Origin of the sequence: Paeniglutamicibacter sulfureus, assembly GCF_030512175.1 — a bacterium.
Taxonomy (GTDB): domain Bacteria; phylum Actinomycetota; class Actinomycetes; order Actinomycetales; family Micrococcaceae; genus Paeniglutamicibacter; species Paeniglutamicibacter sulfureus.
Genome location: NZ_JAULBL010000002.1, coordinates 1,399,108 through 1,415,910, shown reverse-complemented (window position 1 = coordinate 1,415,910; position 16,803 = coordinate 1,399,108). Strand labels below are relative to the sequence as shown.

The following is a 16,803-nucleotide window of genomic DNA, read 5'->3' as shown; positions in this document are numbered from 1 at the left end:
GCCTCGCGGGCAGGGTTTGGCGCCGCGGGAGTTAGTCGATGAAGTCGGTGCGGTCCCGGGGCTGGCCCTTGCCGTGTTCTTGTTCCTCGCGCTGGGCCGCGGCTTCGACGACGGCGGCCAGTTCGTCGGCCACGAGTGTCTCGCGCTTGAGGTGCCGCGTCCGGTATCCGGCGCGTCCCACCATGTGCGCGGAGACCGGCGCGGTGAGCAACTGCAGCAACCAGGCCAGGACCAGCACCGGCAGCACCGCCCAGGAACGCAATTCCAGCCCGAGCGCAGCCAGCAGCAGGAACAAACCCAGCACCTGCGGCTTGGTTGCCGCGTGCAGGCGCGAGAGCAGGTCGGGGAAGCGCAGCATGCCGATTCCGGCGGCCAGGGACATCAGGCAGCCGACGATCATGAACGTCCCGGCAATGATGTCGATGATGGTGTCAAGCATCAGGCGTTTCTCCGATCCGTAACGAAGCGGGAAACGGTGACCGAACCGACGAATCCGACCAGGCACGCCAGCAGCACGAAGACCAGGTTGTTGGTGTGCCGGTTGACTGTCATTTCCACGCAGAGTGCCGCGGAGATGATCAGCAGCAGGACATCGGTGGCGATGACGCGTTCCAGGATGGACGGACCCATTGCCAGCCTGACGATGGCCAGGCAGGCGGCAATCGAGAGCGTGATGCCGCAGATCCACAGGACGATGATCATGAGGTTGCTCCGTCTTGGTTGTTCGGGGCCGTTGTTTCGGCGTTCAGCGCGGCCAGTTCTTCCTTGGTGCCCATCATGCGGATCAGCCGTTCCTCGATCAGCAGGACGGCCGCCCTGGCCTTCTCCACGCCGGCCTGGTCGTTGACGTTGAGCACGTGCAGGTACAGCGTGGAGGACCTTCGGTCCACCTCGACGACATAGGAGCCGGGCACCAGCGTCAGCACGTGGCCCACGAACGTGGCCAGCAGGTCGGACTCGGTGCGCAGCGTGACGGTGATGACGGCGCTGGTGGTACGCGGCCCGCGGAATATCGCCAGGAACATGACCTCGAAGCTGGCACGGGTGATGTCGCGCAGGAAGGCGAGGATGAAGACCACTGCACGCCAGATGTTGAAGCGTCCCGAGAGGATGATCGGCGGCAGGCGGAAGACCCGCACCAGCAGCAGCGAGATCAGCAGCCCGAAGACCAGGTTGCCGACGGCGAAGTCCTGCCAAAGCGCGCCCCACACCAGGGTCATGCCGATCAGCAGCGGGATTTCCTGGCGCAGCGTGGAGCGTTGGCGATGGCCGCTCTCGTCCTTGGCGTCGACCAGTCGTTGTTCCGGACTCATCGTGCCTGCCCTTCTCCGGTGCCGAGGACGGCCTCGATGTAGTTGCCCTTGTCCAGCATTTCCATGGCCACCCTGTCGGTAAAGTCGAAGAGCGGTCCGGCAAACACCGTCAAGGCCACGCCCACCAGCACCAGGGCGGCGGTCATGGCGACCATGCCGTTGGGCAGCAGGGCTGCGTTGCCGCGGTCGGAATAGCGGCTTGCCGGCTCGTCCGCGACGATGTCGTAGGTGGCGCCGCGCGCCGCGGAGACGCCCACCAGCAGCAGCGGGTCCGGGTCCGTGGCGTCCTCGGCATTGCGCCAGAAGGCCCTGTTCCAGATGCGGGCGACGGCCAGCAGTGTCAGCAGCGAGGTCAGCAGGGAGACTCCCACCAACGCCCAGGCCATCGGGGTGCCCAGCTCGGCACCTCCCTGGACCAGCCCCAGCTTGCCCAGGAAGCCGGAGAACGGCGGGATGCCGCCGAGGTTCATGGCGGGGACAAAGAAGAGCAGGGCAAGCAGCGGGGAGAGTTTCGCGAGGGATCCGAGCCGGTCGATGTTCGAGGTTCCGGCGCGGCGCTCAATGAGCCCCGCCACCAGGAACAGCGAGGTCTGCACCACAATGTGGTGGGCCACGTAGTACACGGTGGCGCCGAGTCCCAGCTGGTTGCCCACGGCCACGCCGAAGATCAGGAAGCCGATGTGGCTGGTCAGCGTGAAGGAAAGCATTCGCTTGATGTCGGTCTGCGCCACGGCACCGAGGATTCCCACCAGCATGGTCAGGCCGGCGACGACCATCAGCGCGTCGGAGAGCCGGTCCCCGGGGAAGAGCAGGGTCTCGGTGCGGATGATGGCGTAGACGCCCACCTTGGTCAGCAACCCGGCGAACACCGCGGTGACGGGCGCGGGCGCCGTCGGGTAGGAGTCAGGGAGCCAGAAGGACAGCGGGAAGACCGCGGCCTTGATCCCGAAGGCCACCAGCAGCATCACGTGCAGCACCGTCTGGGTGCCAGGGGAAATCTCCGGCAGCTTTTGTGCCAAATCGGCCATGTTCACGGTGCCGACGGCCGCGTAGATCATGCCGATGGTGATCAGGAACAGCACCGAGGAGGTCACCGACACCACCACATAGGTGGTTCCCGCGCGGATGCGCGCAGTGGTGCCGCCCAGGGTCAGCAACACGTAGGAGGCGGTCAGCAGGATCTCGAAGCCCACATAAAGGTTGAACAGGTCCCCTGCGAGGAAGGCGTTGGACACGCCGGCCACCAGGATCAGGTAGGCAGGGTGGAAGATCGACACCGGCCCGTCCTCGTCCCCGTCGGCCATGCCCTGGCTGGTGGCGTAGAGCAGCACCGCGAGGGAGACGATGGTGGAGACCACCAGCATGAAGGCGGAGAACCCGTCGACGACCATGGAGATTCCGAAGGGCGGCGCCCAGCCGCCGAGCGTGACCGAGTAGGTCCCGCCGTTCCAGACCGTGGCCAGCATCCAGGTCTCAAGGATGAGGGTGAACACCAGGACGCCAATGGTCACCGCGCGCTGGGTGCGGCGCTTGCGGCGCAGGATGAAGGCCAGGGCCGCGCCGAAGATCGGCAGGGCCACGGCAAGCGGGGCAAAGGAAACGGCGCTCAGTGGTGCGTCGATCATGCGCCGGGCCCCTTGTCGGTGGTGGTGTCAGTTGGCACGAAGTCGTCCCCCTCGAATTCGGTGGTGTCTTCCGGCACCGGCGAGTCTTCCTCGAAGTCGAAGGTCGACTGCTGGGAGACGCGAAGGTCCTCGACGTCGTCGGCAACCACGTCGGCCCGGGAAATCACCCAGGAGCGGTAGATGATGCCCAACATGAACGCGGTCACCGCAAAGGTGATCACGATGGCCGTGAGGATCAGCGCCTGCGGCAGCGGGTCGCTGTATTGTTCCGGGCCCAGCGCCGACTGGTACAGCGGGGCCTCGCCGCGGCGTCCGCCGGCGGAGAGGATCAACAGGTTCACCCCGTTGCCCAGCACCACGATGCCCAGCAGCACCCGGGTCAGCGAGCGTTCGAGCAGGAGGTAGATCCCGACGGCAAAAAGTACGCCCATCACTATGAGCAAGGTGATATTGGTGCTCAACGTCCCACTCCCGTCTCCGCGTCGGAAACCATGTCATGTGTGTCGGTGGGGCTGCGGCCCTCGGAACGGTCGTCGATTTCCGAGCCCAGGGAACGGAGCACGTCGATGACCAGCCCGACCACCACCAGGTAGACGCCGATGTCGAAGATCGTCGAGGTCACGAACTTCTGCTCCCCGAAGAGCGGCCAGGTGAATTCGATGGCGGCGGAGGTGAACATCTGGGCGCCGAAGAGCAGCGGTGCCGCCGCGGTGAGTGCCGCGAGCCCCAGCCCGGTGCCCATCAGCGTTCCCGGGCTCACCGGCGTGGCCTCGGCCAGTTCCACCCGGCCGCCGGCCAGGTAGCGGATGGCCAGGGCCAGGCCGGCCAGCAGGCCGCCGGCAAAGCCGCCGCCCGGGGTATTGTGCCCGGCCAGCAGCAGGTACACCGAGGCCAGCAGGATGGTGTGGAAGACCAGCCGGGTGACCACCTCGAAGGTGATGGAGCGTCGCTCGGGGGCCAGCGTGTGGCCTGCCACCAGCCAGGAGTCCTTCTTGGAGATTGCGAAGTTCCGCGCCACGGCAAGTCCCGCACGGCTCTGGTCACGTCCGCCGATGGCCTCCGAGCCGTGGTCCACCGAACCGTGGGGCACCGCGGAGACGCGCAGCCGTTTGTCTCCGCGACCGCGCACGAAGATCAGCGAGGCGACGCCGGTGGCGGCGGCCGCGAGCACGGTGATCTCGCCGAAGGTGTCCCAGGCACGCATATCCACCAGGGTCACGTTCACGATGTTCTTGCCCGCCCCGCCGACGTAGGCCAGCTCCGGGTAGGCCAGCGAAATGGGGTCGGCCACGCGCGAGGCCATTGAGGTGGCGGCGATGTAGATCATCGACGCACCGAAGCCGATGCCGATCAGCGCGCGGCCCAGCCGATGGCCGGTGGGGTTCTTGGCCCACAGTTCCACCGGCAGGGCACGCAGTGCCAGCACGAAGGCCACCAGCACGATGGTTTCCACCAGCAGCTGGGTGATGGCCAGGTCTGGCGCTCCCTGTAGCGCGAAGATCGCCGCCATGCCGTAGCCGCTGACCGAAACCATCAGCACGGCCAGGAAGCGCCGGTTGGCCTGAACTGCCCCGATGGCGCCGACAATCATGATCAGGCCGATAACCATCTGGGCGGGATGGTCAAAGGCGATGAAGTTCCCCGGGTCCGGGGTGCTGAGCATGATGGCGACCGAACTTGGCAGCAGCAGCGCCACCAACAGGATCACTACGAGGTAGAAGGACAGTGAACCACGCTGGGTGCGGCCGGTGAGCCAGATGGCCAGGTTGTCCACGCCGCCGACGGTGTATTTGTAATCGCGTTCGGCATCGAACACCGCGGGGACCTTGGCCTGGAAGGCAAAGACCTTTTCACGCGCCAGGAAGAGCAATGCACCGACCACCATGGTCAGGGCCGTGAGTCCCAGCACCGGGGTGAAACCGTGCCAGAGTGCCAGGTGGATGGGGGTCTGGGCGGGCTCGAACAACCCGATGTACGGGGCAATGGCGCCCTCAAGGACCTGCGGGATCCAGGCGAATGCGACGGTGGCGGCGGTCAGGACGAGCAACGGCGTCAGGAACAACAGCGGCACCTTGGGGAAGTCGGTCGGTGCCATGCCTGGCTTCGCTGCAAAGCCGCCCCAGAGGAAACGGGCCGCATAGGCGAAGGTCATCATTGACCCGGCCACCACGCCGATGAACAGCACCATGCCGGCTGTGCCATGGCCCTGGGCGTATTCCAGGAGGGACTCGTAGACGGCTTCCTTGGCCACGAAGCCGTAGAGCGGCGGGAACCCGGCCATGGAGGCCGAGGCAATAGCCGCGACAGTAAAGAGCAACGGCGAGGACTTGTAGAGCCCGGAAAGCTGGTGGACATCGCGCGTACCGGATTTGTGGTCGATGATGCCCACGATCAGGAAGAGCGTGGCCTTGAAGAATCCGTGGGCCAGCATCATGGCCAAGCCCGCCAGCGCCGCGTTGGGGGTGCCTACGCCCATGATCAGGATCAGGAAGCCCAGCTGTGAGACGGTGCCGTAGGCCAGCAGCAGTTTGAGGTCGTGTTGCTTCAGCGCGCGCCAGCCGCCGATGAGCATGGTGGCAAGGCCGAGCCACAGCAGCATCGGTTGCCAAAAGGCGGTTTCACTAAAGCCGGGCGCCAACCTCGCAACCAGGTAAATGCCGGCCTTGACCATGGCTGCGGCGTGGAGGTACGCGGAGACCGGCGTCGGTGCGGCCATCGCACCGGGCAGCCAGAAGTGGAAGGGAACCAACGCGGACTTCGAGACGGCCCCGATCAACACCAGGGCAATGGCCACGTCGATGTAGGTGCCCAGGGCGGTGAGGTCCGGTGCCATTGCCAGGATCTCGGAGATGCGATAGGTTCCGGCGGCATTGCCGAGCATGATCAGCCCGGCCAGCATGGTCAGGCCGCCAAAGGTCGTGACCATCAGCGCGGTGAGGGCCGAACGTCGGGCGCTCATGCGGGTGCGGTTGAAGCCGATCAACAGGAACGACAGGATCGTGGTCAATTCCCAGAAGACGAACAGCAGAAGCAAGTCGTCGGCGGTCACCAGGCCGAACATTGAGGCAGCGAAGGCGAGCAATTGGGCACCAAAGGCGGCTGTGTGCGGATCCTCGTTCTTGAAATAGCGTGCGCAATAGAACAGCACCAGGGCACCGACTCCCAGCACCAGAAGGCACATCACCGCGGCAAGGGCATCCATCCGGAAATCAAGATGGGCGTTCAGCGGACCGATCCAGCTATAGAGCTCGGACGGCGGCGCATTGGGGCCGCCGCTGGCGACGGCCTGTTCGGACTGGGTGAATGCCGGGAAATTCGCCAGCAGCCAGACGAAGGCCAGCGCCGGAGCCGCGGCCAGGACATAAAACGTTGACCGGCCCAGATATCGAAAAATCAAAGGTGCAATTCCCGCAACGGCAAAAAGCGCAATCAGGACAAGGAGCACACGTATCTCCTATGGTCGGCGGGCCAGTGCACTGGCAGCAAAACGGTCAAAAAAGTCTCCTTCATCCTAACAGCCGGCATGCCCTTGCCCGGCGATTTGACTCGTGATTCAGCTGATGAAATCTTGCGGAATAATGCGTCATTTCAGATTGTTAAAGATCCGTCGCACAATGATTCATTTCGCGGCACGCCACGATGCATTTATCCGAGGCATCCCCGTTGTTGGTTCGATGCGGCTACGATGCACCCATGAGCGAGTTTCCCGCGGCACCGTCGGCCTCGACCGATCGGCAACGTATTATCACCAAACCCGTCGTGGCGTGGGCTTCGTGGGATTGGGGTTCCGCGGCCATCAACGCGGTGATGATCACTTTCGTGTTCACCGTCTACCTGACCAGTGACCTTTTCGGAGACACGGATGCCAACTCGGTGGTCCTGGGCAACGGACTGGCCATCGCCGGCGTGGCGATCGCGCTGCTGGCCCCGGTGACGGGATTGCGCTCGGATGCCGGCGGACGCCGCCGTTTCTGGCTCGGAGTGAACACGATAATCGTCGCGGTGCTCACCGCGGCCTGCTTCTTCATTTTCCCCGAACCGCGCTTCCTGGTCCTCGGAGTGACGCTCATTGCGCTGGCTTCGGTCTTTGCCGAGTTCGCGACGGTGAACTACAACGCAATGCTTCCGCAGATTTCCACCCCCGCGACCATCGGCAAGGTCTCGGGCTTTGGCTGGGGCATGGGCTACCTCGGCGGAATCCTGGCGCTGGCCATTGTCTTGTTCACGCTGGTGACCCCGATCTTCCCATGGGCCGGTGCCTCCGAGACCGATGCCCTGAACCTGCGACTGGTCGCGGTGTTCTCCGCGGTGTGGTTCCTGGGCTTCGGGCTACCGGTGCTCTTCGCGGTGCCGGAGATCCCGGGGGAACCCGGCGGGCCGCGCTTCACCATCCTGCAGTCCTACGCAGAGCTGTGGCGAAGGGTCGTTGCCTTGGCCCGCAAGGACCGCCACACCGTCTTTTTCCTGCTCGCCAGCGCCGTCTTCCGTGACGGGTTGGCGGCGGTGTTCACCTTCGGCGGCATCATCGCCGCCGGAACCTTCGGGTTCCCGTTGCAGCAGGTGATCATCTTCGCCATCGTCGGCAACGTCGTCGCTGCCTTCGGCGCCATGGTGGGCGGGGTGCTCGATGACAAGATCGGACCCAAGCGCGTGATCATCGCCTCGCTCATCGGGTTGCTCGTGGCGGGTCTGGGTGTCTTCCTCTCCCCCGGTGCCTCCGGGTTCTGGGTCTTCGGTCTGCTGCTCTGCCTGTTCGTCGGGCCTGCCCAGTCCTCCAGCCGCGCGTTCCTGGCCCGGCTGGCCCCCGCGGGACAAGAGGGCGAACTCTTTGGCCTCTATGCCACCACCGGCCGCGCGGTCAGCTTCCTGGCCCCGGCATTGTTTGCCGCGTCGATTGCCCTGGCGGCCCCCCACGTTGCCGAGGCCCAGCGCTATGGCATCCTGGGCATCCTGGCCGTGCTCCTGTTGGGGTTGCTTCTGCTGATCCCGGTGCGGGCACCGGGCCACGGGCCGGTGCCCCTGGACCGTGGCCCCTGAGCGGCGTTGATGGTTGTATGGGAGCCATGAGCACCCATACACCAGTGACAGTGACAGTGACCGGCGCCGGAGGGCAGATCGGGTATGCGTTGCTCTTTCGCATCGCCTCGGGTGCCATGTTCGGGCAGGAGGTTCCGGTCAGGCTGCGGTTGCTGGAAATCCCGGCCGGCCTGAAATCTGCGGAGGGCACTGCCCTGGAGTTGCAGGATTGCGCCTTCACCACCCTGGACTCGGTCGAGGTCACCGACAATGCCGCCCGCGCCTTCGCCGGCACCAATGTTGCGTTGCTGGTCGGCGCCCGGCCCCGCGGCCCGGGCATGGAACGCGGGGACCTGCTCTCGGCCAATGGCGCCATCTTCGGCCCCCAGGGGGCGGCAATCAACACCGGCGCCGCAGACGATGTGAAGGTCCTGGTGGTGGGCAATCCAGCGAACACCAACGCGTTGATTGCCGCCGCCCATGCGCCCGATGTCCCAGCCGAACGCTTCACCGCGATGACCCGCCTGGACCACAACCGTGCGCTGGCCCAGTTGGCCGGCACCCTGGAGGTTGGGGTGGGTTCGATCAGGAATGTCGTCATTTGGGGCAACCATTCGGCATCCCAGGTTCCCGATGTCTCCCACGGCGTCCTCCTCGGGGAGGACGGCACCCAACGCCCGTTGCCCGATGCCCTGGCCGAAGCCCTTGGCGGTGCCGGCAAGGTGGCCCCATGGCTCGATGAAACCTTCATTCCCCGGGTGGCCAAGCGCGGGGCGGAGATCATCGACGTGAGGGGCTCCTCCTCGGCGGCCTCCGCAGCGGCGGCGGCCATCGACCACGTCCGCGACTGGGTGCAGGGAACCGCCGGTTCCTGGACATCGGCGGCCATCCGCTCCGACGGCTCCTATGGCGTCCCGAAGGGGCTGGTCAGTTCCTTCCCGGTGCATGCCCGCGACGGCGCCTGGGAGATCCAGCAGGGACTTTCGATGGCCGCGGACGTGCGCGCCCGCATCGACAGGTCGGTCAAGGAGCTCGAAGAGGAACGCGACATGGTCAGGTCCCTGGGACTGGTCTAACGGGGGTTGCCCGAGAAAGGAAATGGCCAGTGGAGCAAAGAGCGGTCTTGCAGATCGACGGGCTGGAGGTAGCGGTGCGCGATGCCGTCAGGGAGGACCTTCCGGCACTTTTGGCCCTGTTGGCCGACGATCCCCTGGGAGCGACCCGTGATTCGTCCCCAGACGCCGATTCAGCGCCTTATCTAGCAGCCTTGGCGGCAATCGACAGCGATCCGGCGCACCGACTACTGGTGTGCGAGAGCGCCGGGCAGGTTCTCGCCATGTTACAGCTGTCATTTATCCCGGGGCTTTCGCGCCGCGGGGCTTGGCGCGCCCAGATCGAGGCTGTTCGCACCCACGCGGACTTCCGCGGCCGCGGCTTGGGCAGGAGCTTTTTGACGTGGGCCATCGAGTACGCGCGCAACCGTGGCTGCGCGCTGGTGCAGTTGACCACCGACAAGAGCCGCGCGGATGCCCACCGCTTCTATGAGGGCCTGGGCTTCATCGCTAGCCACGAGGGCATGAAGCTGGTTTTCTAGTAACATTCCCACCCGGTGCCCTGGCCCGCATACGCGTGCGGGCCCCGGGGAATCGGGGCCCGCAGGCGTATTGGCCGGTCGCCCGGCTACCTAGTTTTCCAGGGTGGTCCTGTGGAAGTTCAAGTGGCTGCGCGACGCCGTGGGGCCGCGCTGGCCCTGGTAGCGGTTCCCGTAGGCCCCGGAACCATACGGGTGCTCGGCCGGGGAGGAGAGCTTGAAGAAGCACAACTGCCCGATCTTCGAGCCCGGCCACAGCTTGATGGGCAGGGTCGCCATGTTCGACAGTTCCAAGGTCACGTGTCCGGAGAATCCGGGGTCAATGAAACCGGCGGTGGAGTGGGTCAGCAATCCAAGTCGTCCCAGTGAGCTTTTGCCTTCAAGCCGGGCGGCAATGTCGGTGGGCAGGGTGACCGTTTCATAGGTGGATCCCAGGACGAATTCGCCCGGGTGCAGGATGAACGGCTCGTCCGGCTCGACTTCCACCAGTCGGGTCAGCTCGGGCTGGTCCGTGGCCGGGTCGATGTGGGCGTACTTGTGGTTGTCGAAGAGACGGAAGAACCGGTCGATCCTCACGTCCACGCTTGCCGGCTGGATCATCGCCGGGTCGAAGGGGTCCAGCTTTATACGTTCGGACGCCAGCTCGCGTCGAATATCACCATCAGAAATCAGCACAGTACCCAAAATATCCCATTTGTCCCGCGGTTCCGGCATCGAAGACGCGGGCGGATTGCCGGCGGCAGGGTGGCCGCGGCCGCGAATCGCAAATCAGTGCCCGGCAGACATGGGCAGAACCACGGGGTCTGCAGTTATCCTGAAAGGGCTCCATCCAGCTTTTTCCCCGAAGGGACATCGTGTCTTTGTTTCGTGGCGGCATCCCCGCCATCTTGTTAGGCGTCAGCCTGGTGCTGGCGGCCCCGCTCGCCGCGCTGGCTGCACCCGCGGGACCCGCAGCTGCGACGGTCCGTGCCGAAAAGCCGCGGAAGGCACCGACCACCGATGAACTGACGAAGGACCAAGACTCGTACCTGGCGCTGGTCAGCCGGGACCACCCCCTGGATCCGGCGAACTACAAGCCCAAGGACCTGCGCACGATTTCCGGGACCGGACTGGAACTGCGCCAGGATGCGGCCACCGCACTCGAAAGCCTGCTCAAGGCCGCACGCAAGGATTCGCAGTCGCTGAACGTGCTCAGCGCCTACCGCTCCTACGACCGTCAACTTGCGCTGTTCAATGGATACAAGGCCCGCTACGGGACAGACTATGCCACGCGGATCTCGGCACCTGCCGGCACCAGCGAGCACCAGATCGGGCTCGCGGCTGACATCGGCATGAGCAGCGGCCGGTGCGATCTCAAGGCCTGCTTCGGAGACACGAGTGGCGGAAAATGGCTAGCCGCCAACGCCGCTGACTTTGGATTCATCATTCGATACCCGGCCGACGGTGAAAAGGTGACCGGCTACAAGTACGAGCCATGGCATCTTCGTTTTATCGGCGTGGACCAGGCAAAGGCCATGGAAAAGTCCAAGGCCGTCACCTATGAACAATTCCATGCGGCCCTGCTGAAGGCTTCGAAGGTCAAGACGCCCACCGCGGCCGAGATCAAGAAGCAGCGTGAGGCACTGCTGATCCTCCGATTCCTTCCGCCCTACCGCGACTGGTCGATCGGCTACGACTTCGCCCGCTAACGAATAGGCGCGGCACATCAGTTGCCGCGCAGCGCCAGAAGATTTTGGCGAGCCGCCGTTGGGCTGGCGCCCCCACACACCGCGAACCAAAAAGGCATCGGTAGTCCGGGTTTGAACCCGAACCACCGATGCCTTTTGGGATTTTCCTGCCGCGGCCTACTTGGTGCGGATCGGAAGGCCCGTGAAGGTCGGCTTCGAGGTTTCGGAGAAGAAGTCGTTGCCCTTGTCATCGACGACGATGAACGCCGGGAAGTCCTCGACCTCGATCTTCCAGATGGCTTCCATGCCGAGCTCCTCGTATTCGAGCACCTCGACCTTCTTGATGCAGTCCAGGGCCAGGCGGGCGGCCGGGCCGCCGATGGATCCCAGGTAGAAACCGCCGTGGGTGTTGCACGCATCGGTGACCTGCTTGGAGCGGTTGCCCTTGGCAAGCATCACCATGGAGCCGCCGGCTGCCTGGAACTGCTCTACGTAGGAATCCATGCGTCCGGCGGTGGTCGGGCCGAAGGAACCCGAGGCCATGCCTTCGGGGGTCTTGGCCGGGCCCGCGTAGTACACCGGGTGGTCCTTGAGGTACTGAGGCATTTCCTCGCCGGCATCCAGCAGGTCCTTGATCTTGGCGTGCGCGATGTCGCGGGCCACCACCAGCGGGCCGGAGAGCGAGAGACGGGTCTTGACCGGGTGCTTGGTCAGCTCGGCCAGGATCTCATCCATTGGCTTGTTCAAATCGATCTTCACCACGGAGGAACCGCCGGTGCCGGAGACGCCGCTGGTTTCATCGTCGTGCGCTGCGATCGCCGGGTGGTCGGACTCGGGCATGAAGCGCGCCGGGTCGGTTTCCAGCTGTTCCACGAAGACGCCCTCGGGGGTGATCTTCGCAAGCATCTGGCGGTCGGCCGAGCAGGAGACGGCGATGGCCACCGGCAGCGAGGCGCCGTGGCGCGGCAGGCGCACCACGCGCACGTCGTGGCAGAAGTACTTGCCGCCGAACTGGGCGCCGATGCCGAAGTTGCGGGTCAGTTCAAGGACCTGCTCCTCCAGCTCGGTGTCGCGGAAGCCACGGCCGGTCATCGCACCGGTGGTCGGCAGGTTGTCCAGGTACTTGGCCGAACCGTATTTGGCGGTCTTTAGTGCGAATTCGGCGCTGGTGCCGCCGATGACGATGGAGAGGTGGTAGGGCGGGCAGGCGGCGGTGCCCAGCGAGCGGAGCTTCTCATCGAGGAACTTCAACATCGCGTTCGGGTTCAGGATGGCCTTGGTTTCCTGGTAGAGGAAGGACTTGTTGGCCGATCCGCCGCCCTTGGCCATGAACAGGAACTTGTACTGGTTCTCGTGGCCCGGCTCGGTGTCCGCATACAGTTCGATCTGCGCGGGCAGGTTGTTGCCCGTGGACTTCTCTTCCCACGTGGTCAGCGGGGCCAGCTGCGAGTAGCGCAGGTTCAGCGTGGTGTAGGCGTCGTAGATGCCCTTGGACAGGTCCTTCTCGTCCGGGCCCTGGGTCAGCACCTGCGAACCCCGCTTGCCCATGACGATCGCGGTTCCGGTGTCCTGGCACATGGGCAGGACACCGCCGGCGGCGATGTTGGCGTTCTTGAGCAGGTCAAGGGCGACGAACTTGTCGTTAGGGCTGGCGTCCTCGTCATCGAGGATGTTGCGCAGCTGCTGCAGGTGCGCCGGGCGCAGGTAGTGGGAGATGTCGTGCAGCGCGGTGGTGGCCAGCTTCTGCAGGGCCTCGGGGTCGACCTCGAGGTACGTTCGGCCGCCCGGCCCCTCGATGGTGCGGACACCATCGGTGGAAATCTGGCGGTAGGTGGTCTCGTCCGCCCCGATGGGCAGGAGGTCTTCGTACTGGAATTCGGGCATGAGGCTTCCTCGCAAAAGATTCAAAACGTTTCCCACCAGTTTAGGACGGTTGGGCGAACAACCAGACATCGGGTTGCGCCGACGGGCGCAATGTAGACATGCTTGGGGGCATGAGCGAAGAGAACCCGCAAGCCAAGTCCACCAATGGCACCGACGACATCCAGGCGGCGCTGGGCATTGAACCGACCGTCACCGGCAACGAACCGGCGACCCATTTTGAAATGATGATCCGGGCCGCGCAGAACGACCCCGCCCTCAACGGCCAGGTCATCGCGACCCTCATGAATTCCGAGGTGTATTTCCTCAGCCGCGAGGAAGTCAGCGGCGAAGCCCGCAACGCCCAGCCCATGGTCCTGCAGAACGCCGCGGGCGAGCCGGTGATTGCCTTGTTCACCCACCTGGCCCGCATTCCCGGCGCCTACATCGATGTCGCCCCTTACGGCGTCCAGGTCCTCGGCGGGACCGTCGTCAGTTCGCTGCAGGACACCGGCTTGGTCATCAACCCCGGTCACGAGCTGTGCCTGGAGATCGACGCCGCCGGGGTGAAGACCATTCGCGAGGAATTCAACCTCGACGGAACGCCGAAGGACCCCTCGAAGTAGGGGTCGCGAACACCCCGCGCATCACCCCCGAAACCCGGCCTCCTTTCGCGTTCCGGGAGGTCTAGAGTGGGAGCATGGATTTTGAAGATACGTCGTTGCCCGGTCTCGGCGTCCGTCGCGAAATAATCCTCGCGTCCGGGCGCCGGGTCGGCGTGGTGATCCTGCGTGATGGATCGATGCAGTTGATCATTTCCCAGCGCGACGACCCCGATGCCTGTGCCGCGTCGATTCCGTTGAGCGTTGAGGAGGCCGGGGCCATCGGCGCCATGCTCGGTGCCCCGCAGCTGGTGACCCAGTTATCGGACCAGCACCGCGACTTGCCCGGCGTCAACACCCAGCAATTCGTGTTGAGCCATGAAAGCCCCTACGTGGACCAGACCCTGGGCGACACCCGCCTGCGGACCCGTACGGGCACCTCTGTTGTCGCCATTTCCCGCAGCGGGAAGGTATTCCCCTCCCCCGCTCCTGATTTTGAACTCAATGTGGGTGACGTTCTGGTCATTGTCGGAACCGCCGCAGGTTTGGAAAAAGCAGCGCACCTGATCAACAACGGCTAAGGGGAGGTGCGCGGGACATGCACGGCACCGCTCTAATACTCGTTGAGCTTGGCGCCGTCTTCTTGGGGCTTGGCCTGTTGGGGCGCCTGGCAGCGAAAATCGGCATGTCACCGGTTCCCCTGTACCTACTCGGCGGCCTGCTCTTCGGAAGCGGGGGCGTGGTCAACCTTGCCGGCATCTCGGAGTTCGGGGAGGTTGCCAGCGAAATCGGCGTGATCCTGCTACTGCTCATGCTGGGCCTGGAATACACCGCCCGCGAACTTGTCACCGGGCTGAAAGGTTCCTGGGTCGCCGGGGTCGTCGACCTGGTCCTGAATTTCACTCCGGGTGCGGCCTTGGCCTTGATCATGGGCTGGGGCGTTACCGGAGCCTTGGTCCTTGGCGGGGTCACCTACGTGTCGTCCTCCGGAATCATCGCCAAGGTGCTCTCCGACTTGGGCAGGTTGGGCAACCGCGAGACTCCGGTGGTGTTGTCCGTCCTGGTGCTCGAGGACCTGGCCATGGCAGTCTACCTGCCGGTGCTCACCGCCACCTTGGCAGGACTCGGATTCCTGGGCGGGCTGCGTGCAGTGGGTATTGCCATGGGCACCATCACATTGGTATTGCTGGCGGCGCTGCGCTTCGGGCCGCAGATTTCACGGTTGATCCATTCCTCGGACCGGGAAAATTTCCTGCTTAAGCTCATTGGTGCCGCGCTGCTGGTTGCGGGTCTGGCCTCAGCGTTGCAGGTCTCCGCTGCGGTCGGCGCTTTCATGCTCGGTATTGCCATTTCCGGATCAACCGCACATTCGGCCACCAAGGTCCTGGAGCCGCTGCGCGACCTTTTCGCTGCCATGTTCTTCGTGGTCTTCGGCCTGAACACCGATCCATCGAGCATTCCCGCGGTCTTGCCCATGGCCATCTTGTTGGCCATTGTCACCTCGCTGACGAAGGTGGCCACCGGAGTATGGGCGGCGAAGCGGGCCGGGATCGGGATCCCCGGCCGGGTTCGCGCCGGCGTCGCCTTAATTGCCCGGGGTGAGTTTTCCATTGTCATCGCCGGACTGGCAGTTGCCTCCGGTGCGGTTACCGGGGAACTAGCCGCCTTGGCAACCGCATACGTGTTGTTGTTGGCGGTCTTCGGACCGGTCGCCGCCCGCCTCGCCGAGCCCCTGGCCAGGCCGTTCTTGCCCAAACCTTCGCAGGCACCCGACGCCGCATTTTGACGCGCCCGACGTTCCCGATTAGGTTTTGGCACCCCACCTTGGGATATGCTGTTTTAGCCCGGGACGCCATTAGGCTTCCCGGAGCTTCGCGGGCGTAGCTCAATGGTAGAGCGCCAGCTTCCCAAGCTGGACACGCGGGTTCGATTCCCGTCGCCCGCTCGCTATGACATTGGGACCCGGCCGGCGGCCGGGTCCCAATGCGTTAAGCGCACCCCCGGTGCGGTGAAGGAACAGCGGAAAGAGGGAATCCGAAGGCTTATGAACGGCGTGCTCTCTGGTTTTGCCGTGGTCTGGACCGTCATTGCCGTGGGTTACTTCGTCGGACGCACGGGTGTCCTGGGCGAAAACGCGCGCTATGTGCTGAACCGGCTCACCTTCTTCGTGGCCAGCCCAGCTTTGTTGTTCACCACGCTCGCCGATTCGGACCCCGCTTCGGTGCTCGGCCCCTTCCTGGGCGTTGCTGCGATTTCCTCCCTGGCCACCGCCATCGTCTTCGTGCTGGTTACCCGGTGGTGGCTGCGGCGCGACCTGACCGAGTCGACCATCGGCGCGATGAGCGCCTCAACAGTGAACTCGGCAAATCTCGGCCTTCCGATTGCCCTCTACGTCCTGGGCGACATGGCCCATGCGGCACCCGTTATCCTGTGGCAGCTGGCCCTGTTCTCCCCGGTATGCCTGGCCATCCTGGACGCCAGCACGTCCAGGCACCGGACCACCGTGTTTTCCATGTTGGTCCAGACACTGAGGAACCCGATGATTGTCGGTTCCCTGGCCGGATTGGTGTGCGCGCTCTTCGACGTGGAACTTCCCCAGCCGCTCGCCGACCCGATAGAGCTGATTGCCGGTGCTTCCATCCCGGCCATGCTCATAGCCTTCGGCATTTCCTTGGTAGGCTCCAAGCCGCTCGAGGCTTCCGGCGGGCGTCGAGCCGATACGCTGTTGGCCACCGGCATGAAATTGTTCTTCCAGCCCGTTGTCGCCTGGGTGCTTGCCGTGTGGCTCTTTAGGCTGGACAGCCACGCGGTGTTTGTTGCGGTGATCATGGCCGCCTTGCCCACGGCCCAAAATATCTTCGTGACTGCCTCTCGCTACGAGCGCGGCGTCGTGCTGGCCAAGGACACCGTCCTGCTCACCACCATCGTCGCAGTGCCGGCGATGATGCTGGTTCCCCTGCTGTTGACCTGACTTCACCGAACGGCCGGGTCAGACCTTGCCTCGACGCGCGCGGCAATATGGGGCTTATGCGAGCCCCACCTCCGTGTTAGCGTCAGAGCAAGGTTCATCCTGCCACGAGTGCGGATCCCTATCCCGGGGTGCCGCTCCCCCTTCGGCGAGTGAACGAT

Annotated in this window: 16 protein-coding genes and 1 tRNA gene; 9 read left to right on the top strand and 8 right to left on the bottom strand. The window is 64.7% G+C overall.

Going from position 1 to position 16,803, the window contains the following annotated elements; translation table 11 throughout:
• Positions 1-31: 31 nt before the first annotated feature.
• The 6 genes from mnhG to Q2T94_RS13125 are packed head-to-tail and all read right to left on the bottom strand — an operon-like array spanning position 32 to position 6,383.
• Positions 32-439: a monovalent cation/H(+) antiporter subunit G gene (gene mnhG, locus Q2T94_RS13150; protein WP_302264900.1), complete on the bottom strand. Its 408-nt coding sequence runs from the start codon at positions 437-439 to the stop codon at positions 32-34.
• Positions 439-702: an MrpF/PhaF family protein gene (locus Q2T94_RS13145; RefSeq protein ID WP_264269961.1), complete on the bottom strand. Its 264-nt coding sequence runs from the start codon at positions 700-702 to the stop codon at positions 439-441. The genes mnhG and Q2T94_RS13145 overlap by 1 nt, the downstream gene beginning before the upstream one ends.
• A complete protein-coding gene (locus tag Q2T94_RS13140; protein WP_302264898.1) occupies positions 699-1,313 on the bottom strand; it encodes a Na+/H+ antiporter subunit E in 615 nt (204 codons plus the stop codon). Before Q2T94_RS13140 ends, Q2T94_RS13145 begins: the two co-directional genes overlap by 4 nt.
• Positions 1,310-2,938 (bottom strand): Na+/H+ antiporter subunit D, encoded by a 1,629-nt coding sequence (locus tag Q2T94_RS13135; protein WP_302264896.1) that lies wholly within the window; start codon positions 2,936-2,938, stop codon positions 1,310-1,312. The genes Q2T94_RS13140 and Q2T94_RS13135 overlap by 4 nt, the downstream gene beginning before the upstream one ends.
• Complete coding sequence (locus Q2T94_RS13130; protein WP_264269964.1) at positions 2,935-3,399, bottom strand: Na(+)/H(+) antiporter subunit C; 465 nt, start codon at positions 3,397-3,399, stop codon at positions 2,935-2,937. Before Q2T94_RS13130 ends, Q2T94_RS13135 begins: the two co-directional genes overlap by 4 nt.
• Complete coding sequence (locus Q2T94_RS13125) at positions 3,396-6,383, bottom strand: Na+/H+ antiporter subunit A (RefSeq protein WP_302264895.1); 2,988 nt, start codon at positions 6,381-6,383, stop codon at positions 3,396-3,398. Before Q2T94_RS13125 ends, Q2T94_RS13130 begins: the two co-directional genes overlap by 4 nt.
• A gap of 248 nt (positions 6,384-6,631) precedes the next feature.
• Between Q2T94_RS13125 and Q2T94_RS13120 the strand changes: the two genes are divergently transcribed.
• From Q2T94_RS13120 to Q2T94_RS13110, 3 genes are read left to right on the top strand one after another with little or no spacing between them, the layout of a single operon-like run.
• The gene (locus Q2T94_RS13120; RefSeq protein WP_302264893.1) at positions 6,632-7,975 is read left to right on the top strand and encodes an MFS transporter; all 1,344 of its coding nucleotides are present in this window, start codon (positions 6,632-6,634) and stop codon (positions 7,973-7,975) included.
• A 26-nt stretch (positions 7,976-8,001) separates the two neighbouring features.
• Positions 8,002-9,030, top strand: a complete 1,029-nt coding sequence (locus Q2T94_RS13115; protein ID WP_302264892.1) for a malate dehydrogenase — start codon at positions 8,002-8,004, stop codon at positions 9,028-9,030.
• Positions 9,031-9,059: 29 nt separating this feature from the next.
• Positions 9,060-9,548, top strand: coding sequence for a GNAT family N-acetyltransferase (locus tag Q2T94_RS13110; RefSeq protein WP_264269968.1), 489 nt, complete (start codon positions 9,060-9,062; stop codon positions 9,546-9,548).
• A 90-nt stretch (positions 9,549-9,638) separates the two neighbouring features.
• On the opposite strand, the gene dcd is transcribed toward Q2T94_RS13110, so the two are convergent.
• A complete protein-coding gene (dcd, locus tag Q2T94_RS13105; protein ID WP_264269969.1) occupies positions 9,639-10,220 on the bottom strand; it encodes a dCTP deaminase in 582 nt (193 codons plus the stop codon).
• 179 nt (positions 10,221-10,399) lie between these two features.
• Here dcd and Q2T94_RS13100 point away from each other — a divergent pair, with 179 nt between their 5' ends.
• Positions 10,400-11,233, top strand: a complete 834-nt coding sequence (locus Q2T94_RS13100; RefSeq protein WP_302264890.1) for a M15 family metallopeptidase — start codon at positions 10,400-10,402, stop codon at positions 11,231-11,233.
• A 156-nt stretch (positions 11,234-11,389) separates the two neighbouring features.
• Here the strand turns inward: Q2T94_RS13100 and Q2T94_RS13095 are convergent, their stop codons facing one another.
• Entirely contained in the window at positions 11,390-13,096 is a 1,707-nt protein-coding gene (locus Q2T94_RS13095; protein ID WP_264269971.1) for a fumarate hydratase, read from the bottom strand.
• Positions 13,097-13,206: 110 nt separating this feature from the next.
• On the opposite strand from Q2T94_RS13095, the gene Q2T94_RS13090 reads away from it, so the two are divergent.
• The 5 genes from Q2T94_RS13090 to Q2T94_RS13070 all read left to right on the top strand — a co-directional run bounded on the left by Q2T94_RS13090 (position 13,207) and on the right by Q2T94_RS13070 (position 16,645).
• Positions 13,207-13,698: an SseB family protein gene (locus Q2T94_RS13090; RefSeq protein WP_264269972.1), complete on the top strand. Its 492-nt coding sequence runs from the start codon at positions 13,207-13,209 to the stop codon at positions 13,696-13,698.
• Positions 13,699-13,772: 74 nt separating this feature from the next.
• Positions 13,773-14,255 carry a cation:proton antiporter regulatory subunit gene (locus Q2T94_RS13085; RefSeq protein WP_302264888.1) on the top strand — a complete coding sequence of 161 codons (483 nt, stop codon included), beginning with the start codon at positions 13,773-13,775 and terminating at the stop codon, positions 14,253-14,255.
• Between the two features lie 17 nt (positions 14,256-14,272).
• The gene (locus Q2T94_RS13080; protein ID WP_264269974.1) at positions 14,273-15,460 is read left to right on the top strand and encodes a cation:proton antiporter; all 1,188 of its coding nucleotides are present in this window, start codon (positions 14,273-14,275) and stop codon (positions 15,458-15,460) included.
• An 88-nt stretch (positions 15,461-15,548) separates the two neighbouring features.
• Positions 15,549-15,619 (top strand) — tRNA-Gly (locus Q2T94_RS13075).
• Between the two features lie 99 nt (positions 15,620-15,718).
• On the top strand, positions 15,719-16,645 hold the full coding sequence (locus tag Q2T94_RS13070; RefSeq protein ID WP_264269975.1) for an AEC family transporter: 927 nt from the start codon (positions 15,719-15,721) through the stop codon (positions 16,643-16,645).
• Positions 16,646-16,803 lie beyond the last annotated feature (158 nt).

Coding starts and splice junctions, on each gene's coding strand:
- mnhG (WP_302264900.1), bottom strand. CDS start 439: ATGCTTGACACCATCATCGACATCATTGCCGGGACGTTCATGATCGTC.
- Q2T94_RS13145 (WP_264269961.1), bottom strand. CDS start 702: ATGATCATCGTCCTGTGGATCTGCGGCATCACGCTCTCGATTGCCGCC.
- Q2T94_RS13140 (WP_302264898.1), bottom strand. CDS start 1,313: ATGAGTCCGGAACAACGACTGGTCGACGCCAAGGACGAGAGCGGCCAT.
- Q2T94_RS13135 (WP_302264896.1), bottom strand. CDS start 2,938: ATGATCGACGCACCACTGAGCGCCGTTTCCTTTGCCCCGCTTGCCGTG.
- Q2T94_RS13120 (WP_302264893.1), top strand. CDS start 6,632: ATGAGCGAGTTTCCCGCGGCACCGTCGGCCTCGACCGATCGGCAACGT.
- Q2T94_RS13115 (WP_302264892.1), top strand. CDS start 8,002: ATGAGCACCCATACACCAGTGACAGTGACAGTGACCGGCGCCGGAGGG.
- Q2T94_RS13095 (WP_264269971.1), bottom strand. CDS start 13,096: ATGCCCGAATTCCAGTACGAAGACCTCCTGCCCATCGGGGCGGACGAG.
- Q2T94_RS13090 (WP_264269972.1), top strand. CDS start 13,207: ATGAGCGAAGAGAACCCGCAAGCCAAGTCCACCAATGGCACCGACGAC.
- Q2T94_RS13085 (WP_302264888.1), top strand. CDS start 13,773: ATGGATTTTGAAGATACGTCGTTGCCCGGTCTCGGCGTCCGTCGCGAA.
- Q2T94_RS13080 (WP_264269974.1), top strand. CDS start 14,273: ATGCACGGCACCGCTCTAATACTCGTTGAGCTTGGCGCCGTCTTCTTG.
- Q2T94_RS13070 (WP_264269975.1), top strand. CDS start 15,719: ATGAACGGCGTGCTCTCTGGTTTTGCCGTGGTCTGGACCGTCATTGCC.